General features: G+C 66.6%; 7 protein-coding genes. 6 read left to right on the top strand and 1 reads right to left on the bottom strand.

Features of this window, described 5'->3' with window-relative positions; all coding sequences use genetic code 11:
* Window positions 1-9 precede the first annotated feature (9 nt).
* Window positions 10-843, bottom strand: coding sequence for a YihY family inner membrane protein (locus ASC87_RS04885; RefSeq protein WP_056657588.1), 834 nt, complete (start codon window positions 841-843; stop codon window positions 10-12).
* Between the two features lie 82 nt (window positions 844-925).
* Between ASC87_RS04885 and ASC87_RS33045 the strand changes: the two genes are divergently transcribed.
* The 6 genes from ASC87_RS33045 (at window position 926) to ASC87_RS04855 (ending at window position 15,123) form a co-directional block, all read left to right on the top strand.
* Window positions 926-1,060 (top strand): hypothetical protein, encoded by a 135-nt coding sequence (locus ASC87_RS33045; protein WP_369820733.1) that lies wholly within the window; start codon window positions 926-928, stop codon window positions 1,058-1,060.
* A gap of 353 nt (window positions 1,061-1,413) precedes the next feature.
* Entirely contained in the window at window positions 1,414-3,105 is a 1,692-nt protein-coding gene (locus ASC87_RS04875) for a ShlB/FhaC/HecB family hemolysin secretion/activation protein (RefSeq protein ID WP_235582054.1), read from the top strand.
* Window positions 3,106-3,181: 76 nt separating this feature from the next.
* A complete protein-coding gene (locus ASC87_RS04870; RefSeq protein WP_056657578.1) occupies window positions 3,182-12,241 on the top strand; it encodes a hemagglutinin repeat-containing protein in 9,060 nt (3,019 codons plus the stop codon).
* Between the two features lie 612 nt (window positions 12,242-12,853).
* Window positions 12,854-13,168, top strand: coding sequence for a hypothetical protein (locus ASC87_RS04865; protein ID WP_056657576.1), 315 nt, complete (start codon window positions 12,854-12,856; stop codon window positions 13,166-13,168).
* Window positions 13,169-14,105: 937 nt separating this feature from the next.
* Window positions 14,106-14,471: a hypothetical protein gene (locus ASC87_RS31605; RefSeq protein WP_157603847.1), complete on the top strand. Its 366-nt coding sequence runs from the start codon at window positions 14,106-14,108 to the stop codon at window positions 14,469-14,471.
* A gap of 130 nt (window positions 14,472-14,601) precedes the next feature.
* Window positions 14,602-15,123, top strand: coding sequence for a hypothetical protein (locus tag ASC87_RS04855; protein ID WP_056657570.1), 522 nt, complete (start codon window positions 14,602-14,604; stop codon window positions 15,121-15,123).
* Window positions 15,124-15,125: the final 2 nt, after the last annotated feature.

The following is a 15,125-nucleotide window of genomic DNA, read 5'->3' as shown; positions in this document are numbered from 1 at the left end:
ACGCCGATCTCAGCGACGGGGGGCGCGCCCCACCGCGCGGGCGGGCTTCACCGCACCGCGCCCCAGGTTCGCGGCCAGCAGCGCCGCGGCGAGGGTCACGAGCCATGAGAAGTACACCCACAGCAGGAACACCGGGAACGTGGCGAACGCGCCGTACACCGCCTTGTACGTGGGGAACTTGAGCACGTAGGTGGCGAACACCCGCTTGCCCAGTTCGAGCACCCCGGCGGCGAGCACGCCGCCGAGTGCTGCCTCGTGCCAGCGCACCGGGGCGTTGGGCACGAAGCGGAACATCGCCGTCAGGCCCAGGGCCCCGAGCACGACCGGGCCGAGCGCCAGCGCGAACTGCGCCGCTGGCGGCACGGTGCCGATGAGGCCGATGGACACCCCGAGCACATACGACATGGCCCACAGGCTCACGCCCAGCGCGGCCGGCCCGATGGCGAGCATCAGCACGTACAGGCCCACGCGCCGCAGGATCGGGCGCGGCTTTTTCACGTCCCAGATCTGGTTGAGGGCGTTCTCGATGGTGAGCAGCATCGCCACCGCCGTCACCAGCAGGAACAGCGACCCCACCAGCGTGAGGCCGCTGGCGTTGTCGGCGAACTGGTGCAGGTACCGCAACACCGTGCGCGACATCTCGGCCGGCAGCAGGCTCTTGAGCAGGTGTTCCTCGATGGCCCCCTCGAACCGGCGGAACAGGGGGAAGCGCGTGAACAGCGCGAAGGCCACCGTCAGGAACGGCACGATGGACAGCACGGTCGTGAAGGTCAGGCTGCCCGCCACCTGGGCAAGGCGTTCCTGGCGGGCACGGCGGACGGTGATGCGGATCAGGCTGAACATGGCGGGGCGCATCATCACACGGCCTTGGCACCCGCCCGCCCGCGCCAAGCGCCAAATCGGCGTTTGTTCACAGCGCCGGAGCTTGTGCGATGCGAACCTGAAGAGCGCCCAGTTCGGCGGCGCCGACCTGCGCTCCGTGGACCTCGGCAAGGGAGCCATCATGTCGACCGACCAGGCGGCGATGTTGATCGGCGGCCTCGGGGTGCGCGTGGTGTGAACGGCAAGCACTGAGCGGCGGCCTACCGCGAAATCGCGCCAACGCGCCCCCCGCGATCAGTGGGGTTTCGAGCCCTCCCCCCTAGAACACCTCCTGATACAGCTCTGGCCCATTTCCGTGACGGATTGCACGGGAAAATCCTGATATTCGGTTTCGGACAAGTCTGCTTTGCGCGGGCACGACACCCGGCCGAACAAACCAGAATTTCGAGAACAGACAGTCCCGCGATTTCCATGGATGCGGGCTGGGGAGTGGTCTGCGTGTCCTTTTCTTTGTATCCCCGCCGCGTGCGGGGCCGGTCTTGTGTTGCCGTTTTCGTTCTTTCAGCAGGGCTGGTCGTTGGCGGGTCCAGTGTGGCCGCCGACCCGACGTCACCCGACGCCGTGGGCGCCGCGGCCGCACAGGAACAGCGCCGCTTGCAGGAGCGCGAACGCGCACAGTCCCAGCAGCTGCGGCGTGCGCCCGACGTCCGCCTCGACACGGCCACCGTGCCGGACGCGCTGCTGCCGCTGCCCACCGATGAAACGCCGTGCTTTCACATCGTGCGTGTCGAGCTGGGCGGTGCTTCGTCCGAGAAATTCCAGTGGGCATTGAACGCCGCGTACCTGCCCACCGATCCCCCGCCCCAGGCGATCGGCGACGCCGCACCCGGGCGCTGCCTGGGTTCCGTCGGCATCAACCGCATCATGAAGCGCGTGCAGAACGCGCTCATCGCACGCGGTTTCATCACCAGCCGCGTGACGGCCGCGCCACAAGACCTGCGCAGCGGCACGCTCGCGCTCACGCTGGTGCCCGGCCGGGTGCGCGCGGTGCGTTTCACGGACGGCACTTCACCGCGGGCCAACGCGTGGAACGCGGTGCCCACCCGGGCGGGCCAGCGCCTGAACCTGCGCGACATCGAGCAAGGCCTCGAGAACTTCAAGCGGGTGCCCACCGCCGAGGTCGACATGCAGATCGCACCGGCCGAGGGCCCCGATGCGCAACCAGGCGACAGCGACCTCGTGATCGGCTGGCAGCAGGGACGCCCGGTGCGCTTCAACGTGTCCGCCGACGACTCCGGCACACGGGCCACCGGCAAGTACCAGGGCAACGCCACGGTGTCGCTCGACCATGGCCTGCGGCTCAACGACCTCTTCTACGTCAGCGTCAACCACGACCTGGGCGGCGGTGACCCGGGGGCCCGCGGCAGCAAGGGCGGTGTCGTCCACTACTCGGTGCCGTTCGGCCACTGGCTGCTGTCGATGAACGTGGGCCGGTCCGACTACCACCAGACGGTGGCCGGCGTGAACCAGAACTACACGTACCACGGCGACAACAGCAACCGCGACCTGCAGGTGTCGCGCCTCGTGTACCGGGATGCGGTGCGCAAGACCACGGTCAGCGTGCGCGGCTGGGCCCGCTCGTCGCGCAATTTCATCGACGACACCGAGGTGGAAGTGCAGCGCCGCCGCATGGCCGGCTGGGAGCTTGGCGCCGCGCACCGCGAGTACATCGGCGCGCGCACGGTGGACCTGCGGCTGGTCTACCGGCGCGGCACCGGCGCGCAGGGGGCGATACCTGCGCCCGAGGAAACCCACGGCGATGGCACGGCCAGGCCGCGCCTCCTGACCGCCGACGTGCAGTTCAGCGCGCCATTCAGGCTGGCCGGGCAGCCGCTGCGCTACACCGGCAGCTGGCGCGCGCAATGGAACCGCTCGCCCCTCGTGCCGCAGGACCGCTTCTCGATCGGCGGGCGTTACACCGTCCGCGGTTTCAACGGCGAAAGCGTGTTGTCCGCCGAACGCGGCTGGCTCATCCGCAACGACGTGGGGCTGCCGTTGCGGGACACGGGGCAGGAGCTGTACCTCGGCATCGACCACGGCACGGTGGGCGGGGCCTCCAGCGCGCAGCTGGCGGGCAAGTCGATGTCGGGCGCGGTGCTGGGCCTGCGAGGCGCGTGGAAGTGGGTGAACTACGACGTGTTCGCCGGCGGCGCCTTGCACAAGCCCGGCGCCTTGAACGCCTCCGGCCTGGTGAGCGGGTTCACCGCCGGCGCGGCCTTCTGACCTCGTCCCGATCTCGTTCCGACCTCGAACACCGCAGGCGCGCAGCGCCTTGCCACACCGCATCCAGGGATAGACCATGAACCAGCAACTGCACCGCGTCGTCTTCAACCGGGCCCGCGGCCTCTACATGGCGGTGGCCGAGACGGCGCTGGGGCACGGCCGCGCGGCCGGCGCCCGCGTGGGCGGTTCGTCGCACCTGCAGGTGGCGGTGCGGCCGCTGGCCTTGTCGTTGTGGCTGGCGTTGGGCATGGTGGCCGTGGCCGGGTCCGCCACCGCCCAGATCGTGGCCGACCGCAACGCGTCCCGCAACCAGCAGCCCACCGTGCTGCCCACACCCACGGGCGCGGTGCAGGTGAACGTCCAGACGCCCAGCGCTGCCGGGGTGTCCCGCAACACCTACAGCCAGTTCGACGTGGGTGCGGCCGGGGCGGTGCTCAACAACTCGCGCACCGGTGCGGCCTCGGCGCTGGCCGGCGCGGTGGGAGCCAATCCGTGGATGGCCGCCGGCACCGCGCGGGTCATCCTCAACGAAGTCAACTCCAGCAACCCCAGCCAGCTGCGCGGCTACATCGAGGTGGCCGGTGACCGCGCGCAGGTGGTGATCGCCAACCCGGCAGGCATCACCTGCGACGGCTGCGGCTTCATCAACGCGAGCCGAGCCACCGTCACCACCGGCACGGCCGTGATGAACCAGGGCAACCTCGAGGGCTACCGGGTGGAACGCGGCACCGTGGCCGTCGAAGGCCGCGGCATGGATGCGCGCGGTGCGGACTACACCGACATCATCGCGCGCAGCGTCAAGGTCAACGCGGGTGTGTGGGCGAACAAGCTGAAGGTGACGCAGGGCGCGAACCTCGTCAGCATCGACAACAGCCAGGTCACGGCCACCCGCAGCCAGGACGCCGCACCCGCGGTGGGCATCGACGTGTCGAACCTCGGGGGCATGTACGCCGGCCACATCACGCTCGTGGGCACCGACGCCGGCGTGGGCGTGCGCAACGCCGGCACCATCGCGGCGCAGGCCGGAGACGTGTTGGTCACCGCCGACGGCAAGCTCGTCAACGTGGGGCAGGTCAACAGCAGCGGCGCCCTCGTGGCCGATGCCGCTGGCGGCATCGACAACAGCGGCAGCGTGTACGCCAAGGGCGATGCCCGGCTCCAGACCCGCGGCCACCTCCGCAACACGCAGGGCGGGTTCATCGGTGCCGCCGGCGACCTGCGCCTGCTCGCCACCGGCGCCGACAGCCAGGTGCAGAGCGACAAGGACACCACCCTCGCCGCGGGCCTCACCACCAGCGACGACGGCAAGACCACGCAGATCGGCACCACCGGCGGCCTCTTCGTCCAGGCCGGCGGCCGCGCGCTGATCCACGGGCAAGGCGTGGCCGGCGGCGACATCAACGTCACCACCAAGGCCATCGACGCGACCGGCGCGCAATTCAGCGGGCAGAACCTGATGTTCGTCGCGCTCGAAGGCGGGTTCGATGCAACGGGTGCGGCGCTGCTGGCCACCGGCACGCTGCACGGCAGCATCGCCCAGACCTGGCGCACCGACGAGGCCACGGTGTCCGCGGCCTCGTTCGAGGTGTCGGCCCACGACCTGTCCAACCGCCACGGCCAACTGGTCCAGACCGGCGCGGGGGCGCTCGACCTCGCCGTGCAGGGCGGCATCGACAACACCGACGGCATCCTCGTGGCGCAGGCGGGCGGCCTCGGGCTGGCCGCCGCCACGCTGTCCAACCAGGGCGGCCACGTGAGTGCCAAGGGCGCGCTGACCGTGGCGGTGGCCGGCGCACTCGACAACCACGGCGGCACGCTGGCCGCCGAAGGCGACCTCGGACTCCAGGCCGGTGCGCTGGACAACCGCGACGGGTACGTCGGTGGGCGCAACGTGTCGGTCGACACGCGCGACGGCACGCTCGACAACCGCACCGGGCTGATCCAGGCCGATGGCGCCCTGCGCGTCGACACCCATGGCCAGGCGCTGCTCAACAGCCAGTCAGGCGACAAGGGCGGGCTGCTCAGCACCGGGATGATGACCATTCAGGCCGGGGCCATCGACAACGCTGCGGGACGCATCTGGACGGGCGGCGGTGGCACGCTCAACGGCCAGGCCATCGACAACTCCGGTGGCGGCAGCATCGGCGGCATCGGCAGCGCCTCGGTGGTGGGCGCCGGGCTCGACAACCGGGGCGGGCAGGTGCAGTTCACCGGCGGCCTCCAGATCGACGTGGGCACTGGCACCCTCGACAACACCGGCAGCCTCATCCGCGCGGGCGATGCGCTGGATGTCCAGGCCGGCACGGTGATCAACACCGGCACCCGCGAAGGCACCCTGGGCCTGCAGGGCCACGACGTGCGTGTCAACGCGGCGGCCATCGTCAACCAGCGCGGCGCCATCCTGGCCGACAACGACGTGACGCTGGGCAGCACCGGCCACCTCGACAACACGGGCGGCCTGCTGTCGGCCGTGGGCACGCTGACGCTGCGCGACACCGGGGCCACCGACCTCCAGCACCAGACGCTCGAGATCACCAACACCGGTGGCACGCTGGTGGCCGGACGCCACGTGGGCATCGACGCCAGCCAGGTGGGTTTCGACGGCAAGGTGTATTCGGCCGGCACCCTCGACCTGCGCGTGAACGCCGACCTGGGCGACGTGGGCGACCTCCATGCCGCGGGCCGCACGAGCCTCACCACCACCGGCCGCTTCGCGCTCGACGGCCAGATGGAAGGCGGTGAAGGCCTGGCGATCCACGCCCAGCGCATCGACCTCGGCGCCAACGCCAGCATCATCTCCGCGGGCGACACGCTGCTCCAGTCGGACACCAGCATCAGCAACCGCGGCCTTGTCGACGGCGCCCACACCACGGTGCAGGCCGCCACCACCGTCGACAACATCGGCGGACGCATCTACGGCGACCACACGAGCGTGCAGGCCGAGACGGTCAACAACACGTCCGCGACGCGGCGGTCCTACACGGTGACCAACGCCCAGACCGGCGAGGTGAGCACGTACCACACGCCCTGGAACGCCTCCTACTACCGCGGGTTCGGGCGCCACCGCGGTGACGTCGAGACACGCAGCGGGGTCATCGCCGCGCGGGACCGGCTCGACGTGGCCGCGGGCCAGGTGAACGTGGGGTCGGGCGCGGAACTGCTCAGTGAAGGCACGGTGCATTTCGGCCGCACGCTCGACGCCCAGGGGCAGGCGCAGGGCATCGGCGACCTGCTGCGGGTCACCGGGGGGGCCGTGCGCGCGGCCGGCGAGATCACCTACGGTGTCGACCAGGTGATCGTGGAGCGTGACCGGCCCGTGGTGATCTCCACCCGCCCGGCCACGGGGTTCGTGCCCACCAGCACCCACAGCGTGCTGTGGGACACGGGTGGCAGCGGCAACTACCGCACCGAGCAGACCCGCACCACGACTCAGACGGAGAGCTACTTCAACGAAGCGGCGAGTGGCCGCGCCGGGGTGCTGGAGTCAGGCGGGGCCATGCACTTCGGAGACGCCCGGGTGCACAACGACCAGAGCCGCGTCGTGTCGCTCGGCACCGTCGACCTGCGCCTGGACCACTACACCACCGGCACGTACAGCGGGGAACGGGCCACCACCGTCACCACGACCACGTTCATGCTGCATCGGGACAAGTGCAGTAGCGGCAACTTCTGCAGCTACAAGAATCGTCGCACCGACACCCGCACGGAATCCGTCACCAGCACCCTCGACAATCCCGACAACACGAGCGTCGCGCTCGACCTGAGCACGGCCGAACTGCGCGGCGCCAACGTCAACCTGCACGGCCAGGGCAACGGCGTGCAGGCGGTCACGGTGGCCGACGCCGCGGCCACCGGCCCCGCCACGGGCGCGCCAGCCGCGGTGGGCACCACCGGGACCACCGGCCCGGCACCCGGCGCCGCAGGCACGGTCGCGGACCCCACCATCCTCCACCGCGCCGCCACCGTCGACCTGACCCTGCCCACCAGCGGTCTCTACACGCGGCACCGCGATGCGGGCGCACCGGTGCTGGTCACCACCGATGCCCAGTTCTCGGGCTACCGCACCTGGCTCGACAGCAACTACCTGCTCACGCAGCTGGGCGTGGCGCCCGGCAGCCTGGGCCCACGGCTGGGTGACGGCTACTACGAGCAGCGCCTCGTGCGCGAGCAGACCAGCCAGCTGCTCGGCACCCGCCTGCTCGATGCCAACCAGAACAACGAAACCGAGTACGTGCTGCTGATGAACGCCGGCGTGGCGTTCGCGCGGGCCCACAACCTGCAGCCGGGCCAGGCCCTCACGGCCGACCAGCTGTCCAAGCTCACCACCGACATCGTGTGGATGGTGCGGCGCGACGTCACCCGCGCCGACGGCTCCACCGTGCAGGCCCTGGTGCCGCAGGTGTACGCACGCACCACCGATGCCGAGGTAGGTGCCACCGGCAGCCTCATCGCGGGCAACCGCGTCAGCGTCACCACCGCGGGCGACTTCACCAACACCGGCACGGTGGTGGGCCGCGACACCGTGCGGGTGAACGCCGAGAACATCCACAACCCGGGGTTGATCCGGGGCGGCAGCATATCGCTGCAGGCCCGCAACGACATCACCAACCTGGGCGGCCAGATCACCGCCGACAGCCAGCTGGTGCTTGACGCCGGGCGCGACCTCACCGTGGCCAGCACCACCCGCACCACGGGTTTCCAGATCGACCTGGGCGGCGTGAAGCTGCAGGAACAGCACACCGACATCGACCGCCTCGCCAGCCTCACCGTGCGTGCGGGCCAGGGCCAGCTGTCGCTGCAGGCGGGGCGCGACACCACGCTCACGGCGGCCGCGCTGAACCAGGCCGGCAGCGGCGGCCAGACGTGGATCGACAGCGGCCGCGACCTGCGGTTCGGCACCGTGGACGTGCACCACCGCAGCGGCTTCCATGCCGGCGACGACCTCAACCACCTCGAAGACCAGCGCGGCGAGGCGGGCACCGTGGTCGCGGGCCAGGGCGACATCACGCTGCGCGCCGGCGATAACCTCATCGCACGCGCGGCCACCGTCAGCAGCGAAGGCGGGTTGCTGTCCGCCCAGGCCGTGCGGGGCAACATCGACCTCCAGGCGGGCGCCGCCAGTTCTCTCACCGAGGATGCGCGAGTGGCCGTGCACGACGGCACGTTCAAGACCCGCACCACCATCACCCACGACCGCACCGCCATGACCCAGGCGGTGGGCAGCACCTTCAGCGGCAACGCGCTGCTGCTGAAGGCGGGCCAGGACATCACCGTGCAGGCCGGCGAGCTCAACGCACAAACGCAGCTGGAAGTCGACGCCGGGCGCGACTTCACGCTGAGCGCCTTCACCGCCACCACCGACACCAGCCACGAGCGCCAGAGCTTCCAGCAGGCCAACTCCCTGGGCCGCCTCAACGGCCAATCGTTCAACTCCGCGGGCCTCTTCGACGTGGGGTTTGCGTTCCTCAAGAAGGCGTCGGAAAGCCAGCTGCGCACGCAGTCGTCCACCCAGGCCCAGGGCAGCAACGTGACGGCCGGCACCCTGAGCACCCGCAGCGGGCGCAACACCACGCTGGTGGGCGCCACCGTGGCGGTCGAGAAGGACCTGCGCATGCACGCGGGCGGCGACCTGAGCCTGCTGGCGGCGGAGCAAACCCAGTCCGACTTCAGCCGCACCCACAGCTACGCCAACGGCCAGATCGGCAAGTGGTGGCAGCCGGCCATGGGCACGGCCCAGCAAGGCGACGAACAACGCGGCAGCAGCACCACGCATGCGGCCACCCAGGTGGCCAGCCTGCAAGGCAGCGTGGCATTGAGCGCCGACGGCCGCTACACCCAGACCGGCAGCACCCTCGCGGCGCCCGAGGGCGACATCGGCATCCGCGCCCGCGCCGTGCAGATCGACGCGGCGTACGACCGCGGCGAGTCCACCCAGGGCAGCTCGTCCAGCCGCAGTGCGGTGGGCGGCACCGTCAGCATCCCGCTGGTGGACGCCCTGCTCGCGGCCCGCAGCGCCATCAACTCGGGCCAGGACACCCGCAACACCCGCATGAAGGGCATGGCCGCCATCAACGCCGGGCTCGCCGCGAGGGATGCGGTGAGCGCCGTCTCTGGCATGAAGAACGTCGCGGCCGGCATCAAGGTCAGCGTCAACATCAGCCACAACGAGAGCCACTCCGACTTCACCCAGAGCGGCACCAACGCCGTGGGCAGCACCGTGGCCGCGGGCGGCGACCTGCGCATCGAGGCCGCCGGCGCCGGCGCGGACAGCACCTTGAACGTCATTGGCAGCGACCTCAATGCGGGCAACAACACCCTGCTGAAGGCCGACGGGGCCATCCGCCTGGCCGCCGCCGAGAACACCGCGGTGCAAAAGAGCACGGACGGTTCGAGTGGTGCCAGCGTGGGCATCGGCTTCGCGTTGCTGGGCGACCAGAACGGCTTCACCATCGACCTCGCCGCCAGCCGCACCCGCGGCCGTGCCGACGGCAGCGACAGCACGTGGACGAACAGCCACGTCACCACCGGCAAGACCCTCACGCTCGTGTCGGGCGGCGACACCACGCTGCAGGGTGCGGCGGTCAACGCGCAGCGCGTGGAGGGCCAGATCGGCGGCAACCTGCGCATCGACAGCCTGCAGGACAAGAGCACCTACGACAGCAAGCAGGAGAGCGCCGGCATCAACCTGAGCCTGTGCATCCCGCCCATCTGCTACGGCGCCTTCGTCTCCGCCGCCGGCTTCAACTACGGCACCACGCGCATCAACGCCAACCAGCGCTACGTGGCCGAACAGAGCGGCATCTTCGCCGGCGACGGCGGCTACGACATCCGCGTGGGCGGCAACACCGACCTCACCGGTGGCGTGGTCGCGGCCAGCCAGCTCGCACTCGACCGGGGCCTGACCCGCTTCGAGGGCAAGGGTGGGGTCACCCAGCGTGACCTCGTCAACGTCGCCGACTTCAACGCCCAGGCCTTTGCGGTGAGTGCGCAGGTCAGCAGTGCCACCACGCGCAAGGATCCGGCGAGCAGTGCGCCGGCCCCTGCGCCAGCGCCCCGGCCGTCGGGAGACAAGAAGGCCTCGTCGGGGGGCAAACCCACGGCGAGCGTGGGCTTCGGCGAAGACGGCGAACACCTCGAAAGCGTGACCCGCAGCGGCATCGGCGTGTCCACCGCCACCGACACCGCCGGCATCCTGCGCCCCACCTTCAACGCCGAACGCACCCGCCGCGAGATGGCCGCCCAGGTGCAGATCACGCAGACGTTCAGCCAGAAGGCTCCCAAGGCGGTGGCGGAGTTGTCTGACTCCATCGTGAACAGCGCCGGACAACAGATCGAGCAGGCGCGCACGTACCTCGCGCTGTGGCGCGAGCGTGAGGAAGGACGGTTGGCCGAGCCGGAAAAGGTGAAGGCGCTGGACGAACTGGAGCAGAACCGGGGGTTCACGCCGGAGGCGGCGGTGGCCACGTTGCGGGATCCTGATCTCCGCGCGCAGCAGGAACTGTTCGCCGAAGGTGGGGCCGGCCGGGTGGTGTTGCACACGCTGACTGGGGCACTGGGTGGAGGTGTTCAAGGCGCCCTGGGCGCGGGGGGCGTGGCCGCAGCGGCGCCGCAGATCGACGAATGGCAGCGCAGCGTCGTGTCGACCGCTCGCGCGGTCACAAGCGACCTGGGCATCAACGACGGCTACGCCACCATGTTCGGGCAGGCGTTCGGTCAGCTGACGTCCAGCGGGTTGGGTGCAGCCCTGGGGTCCGGCACAGGCGCGGGCTTCGCGCTCGCGGTCGATACCAACAATCGCCAGCTTCACCAAAGCGAACTGCAGCGCATCAAGGCGCTGGCCAAGGGCGACAAGGCGGTGGAGCAGCGCCTCCTCGCTGCTGCGTGCGCGCTCGTGCATTGCGCCGATGGCGTTCCCAAAGACGATCCCAACTACGAACTTTTGGCCAAGCTCCAGGCGATCGGGGCCGGGATGAAATCCGAGCAGGCCTTGCTTTCCTCGCAGATCGGGCAGAACGGGCGAGTCGTCGAGCGATTGTTCCAGTACAGCTGGGTCGACGCCTACCTGGTCGAACCGGCCACGCGATCGAAGATGGTCACACGCACGGCCGGTGGCGGCCAGTTCGTTCTGGGCGGTCTGGGCGTGGCCGCCAGCGGAGCCTCATGTGTGACGGGATGGGGGTGCGCAGCGGGCTTGGTTGGCGGAACCGTCAGCCTGGACTACGCGCAAGCCGGCCTCAGGCAAGCGTGGAATGGCACAACATCAGTGCCATATGGCGAGCAGGTGCTTCGTTCGTTTGGGGCAAGTGACGAAGGGGCTGCCTTGGGATATGGTCTGCTCGGACTCAGTGCAGCGGCCGTTGAAGGGGTGGTCGCTAACAGGGTGAGCCGGCTCCACGGCGCGAATCCCAAAGCTCCTGAAACATCGACGTCAATTGACGATCTGAATGGCGTTTCGGTGCGCGGCAGACCAAAGGTAGAAGTCAACAGCCCGGCCAACTTAAATTACACCGGGCAATGGCCGACCACTACGCTGCCCGCGGTCGACAGCGCGATACCCACTGGCCACCTTACCGGCAACTCAGTTCTGCCTAGCCTGCAGTTCTCAAATAGTTTTGGAAAGGCCACTAAGGACGGCAACCTCGCATTCCAAGGATATTCCAACAACCATATTGGTGCAGCTTGGGATGTGCCAACATATACCAGATGGAATCCATCCGCAAAATCCGAGAACTGCATTGCCTGCGTTGCCTCCTACATGACCGATAGGGAAAACAGAATCTTCATGACTGCCGACGACATCGAGCGGAATGTCGCATCGGTCCACCCAGAGCGAGGGATTCAACTCGCTGAAGCCGTTCGCATCATTCGAAAGGCCGTCAGCACCGAGTCCGCACCTATTTGGACCTCGCCATTTGGTGCAAACAAGCCAATCGGCGACTATGCCATGTTCATCGGGCCGGAGAGAGACCGACTTAGGCATGTCTTCCATGCCCAGCGCCTCGACGACGGCTCGGTTAAAATGTTTGACCCGCAAAACGGCCAAGCAATTTCGGCCGACGACCTCCTGTCTCTTCGAATTCTGTGGGGCGGGCGTTCCGACGCACCTATCGTGCCCGTATTCATTACCAGAAAATGAACGGATAGACATTATGACAAAAGCTCAGTATGCCGGCATGTACACCTGCTTCACTTGCCTAGGCGACTCGACAAATGCAATGATATGCACGAACTGCGGCGCAGCGATTGAAGAGTTCGACCCGAACTTATCAACACTCTTCCCGCCAAAATTCGGAAAATATTCCGCGCGATTCTCAGAATTTCAAAGAGACGAATTGGCATCCGCCTTAAACAGGGCAAAGACGGACTTCCTTCAATCAATTTCCCTCCAAGAAACCGACGAAGGCTTCGAATTAAGGTCAAACAGCATCGCATATGAGAAATTTATCGATCTCCTTTGCGAAAAGTCCAAATCTGACGCTTCTCGAATTAAGCAGATGATTCAATTTACGCCAGACTAGCAGGCGCAGCCATGAGGGCTCAGTCTCGAGTCTAAAGCCAAAACTCGAAACCTGCCCTCGACGCCCCCACTGACCGCCTCGCGCTCGCCAGCGGTAACCGCTTTGGCAATGTCGACGACCTCGTTGGGGCTGCAGATAAGGATGCAGCGGTCCAGCAACTTGCTGCAGCGCTCAGATATCGAGCGCTCGGATGGAACCATGAACAAGGCAAGTTCAGCATCATTGAAACCATGGCCATCTCCCGCGCAGAGAAGACGTTCGGGAAAGCCTTCCAGCTGTCAACTACCGAAGGCGTTGACATCATTGACCTGAGTGGATGGGGGAATGTGTCTTTGAAGGGACCTTTCCTCAATGGAGATTTGGAGCCTCTGACGGATACGCAGCAGATGAAGGCGGTTTCCAATGTGGCGAAGCATATTCAGCAAAACACGGCGGTAGACACGCATATCATTGATACGACTGGCATGTCGACGGCGGCAGAAGAAACGTTGAGGCAAGCGGTGCGAAACGCAAATCAAAGAATCATTTTCATGAGAGGCGACTGATGCCTCAAAGCGCGATTAGATATAAAGGCCATGCTGCATACATCAAGGACGAAGACTTGAGGGAGTTCTTGAAATTTCTCTCATTTCACCTAGAAGATGCGCTGCGCGACGGGAATGGTTTGAACTGGATTGCCGACGCCACAAGGGGATGGATGGACGACCATGAGGGCCTACCGCCTGGCCTCCGAGACATCGAACTAGATGAAGTCGTAACTGGCCCTGATAGGGCCGATGTTCTCAGTCATTTTCTTGACGGGCTTTTGAAACCGCCTATGGGCGAAGGCCCATACGACAAGGTACGTGCAGCGCTCGTTGTGGAAAGAGTGCTAAGTGAATTGAGTTCCACTAAATAGTCGGCCATTGCAGGACCGACTAAGTAGCCAGAAGCCCGTCGAGTACTGTCTGTCCCGAGGGCGGCGGTGTGGAGACCCAAGACGTCGGAGACTTCGGAATTGAGCTTGGCTATGGCTAGCTTCGTCTCGGCGCCACGGCAACAAGGCAACAAGGCGACCAACGGTCGGCCCTTGGTCCGCTACAACGAATCGGTGGATTGAACAGTGCCCAAGGCATATATGAGTTCAATCCTACGACGATGGCCAGGGAAATCATTACCACCTATCCCGCCCCCACTAGGATGAGAGAGTGCCATGACTGAATTTTGAGTCAGGTTTCGAATCTAAAGCCCAAACTCGAGACCTGCCCTCGTCGCACCCCATTGGCCGCCTCGCCAGCCTCGCCGTGCGTGCGGGTCGGGGCAAGCCTCAGGCTGGGCGCGACACCGCGCTCACAGTAGTTGCGCTGAACCAGGCCAGCGACAACAACATCCGAGGACCAGCGGCGAGGCTGCCACCGTGATCGTGGGCCAGAGCGACGTCACGCTGCACGCCGGTGACAACAACCTCATCGCACGCGCGGCCACCGTCGGCGGCCAGGGGGGTTGCTGTCGGCCCAGTCGGTCCGCGGCAACATCGACTTCCAGGCGGGCGCCGACAGTTCGCTCACCGAGGATGTGCGAGTGGCCGTGTACGACGACGGCACGTTCAAGACCCTCACCACCATCACCCACGACCGCACCGCCATGACCCAGGCGGTGGGGCGGCAACGCGCTGCGCTGAAGGCGGGCCAGGACATCATCCGTGCAGGCCTGCGAACTCAACGCGCAAGAGCAGCTGGAAGCCGATGCCGGACGCGACTTCACGCTGGGCACCTTTCCGTGACGGATTGCACGGCCTTCCACTGGCCATCACGTTGCGGAATCAAATCGACCGTCGGCACCATCACGAACGGTGATCATGCTCAGTAGGGTGCGTTTAGGCCAGCGGTACCGGGACGCGTTTTATTGCAACAGCCTGCGGAGTTGGATGAATTTGGCAGGACCGACCATCGGCTGAGCCAACCGCCCAGTCAGAAGAAATCCACAAGGAAATAATTACATGCAGACCATTAACTACAAGATGGAGTACTCGATCCTTGAGTACATTTTCGGGCTTATTGGCCCGGCAATCATCATCGCCGCAGCTTTTTACCCGATTCCCGATCTGAAAATAGGAACCCTGCGGCTTCATCTGCCGCCAGGTGTGGCCAACGGCGTCCTCATGCTATTCGGCGCTTATGCCACGTACCTTACGGTTGGGGCGCTTTTCGAGAAGCGCGCGGCCAATAGCCAAGGGGCGAACATTGTTCTTGATGAGAAGAGCATGTCTTTCACGACGGTCAAGAAATTCGCCGGCGTACTGACGACCGTGAACTATGACGCAATCGACAAAGTCACCATCACGGATATTCCGGAAACCAATACATCGAGCGCCGAGAAAACAATAGAAATCAGCGCACGATCAATGGCGTCTAAAAAACATGAATTCGATGCCATTCACATGGCGAAAGACTCGGACTTTGAGGCGCTTGTGGATGCGCTCAAGCATCGCGCCATCAATGCGGCCTTCAAGCAGATCTGATC

This window comes from Rhizobacter sp. Root1221 (genome assembly GCF_001425785.1).
Lineage (GTDB): Bacteria > Pseudomonadota > Gammaproteobacteria > Burkholderiales > Burkholderiaceae_C > Rhizobacter.
Note: the sequence above shows the minus strand (reverse complement) of the source record. Positions and strands in the feature narration are given on the sequence as shown.

Coding starts and splice junctions, on each gene's coding strand:
- ASC87_RS04885 (WP_056657588.1), bottom strand. CDS start 843: ATGTTCAGCCTGATCCGCATCACCGTCCGCCGTGCCCGCCAGGAACGC.
- ASC87_RS04870 (WP_056657578.1), top strand. CDS start 3,182: ATGAACCAGCAACTGCACCGCGTCGTCTTCAACCGGGCCCGCGGCCTC.
- ASC87_RS04865 (WP_056657576.1), top strand. CDS start 12,854: ATGGCCATCTCCCGCGCAGAGAAGACGTTCGGGAAAGCCTTCCAGCTG.
- ASC87_RS04855 (WP_056657570.1), top strand. CDS start 14,602: ATGCAGACCATTAACTACAAGATGGAGTACTCGATCCTTGAGTACATT.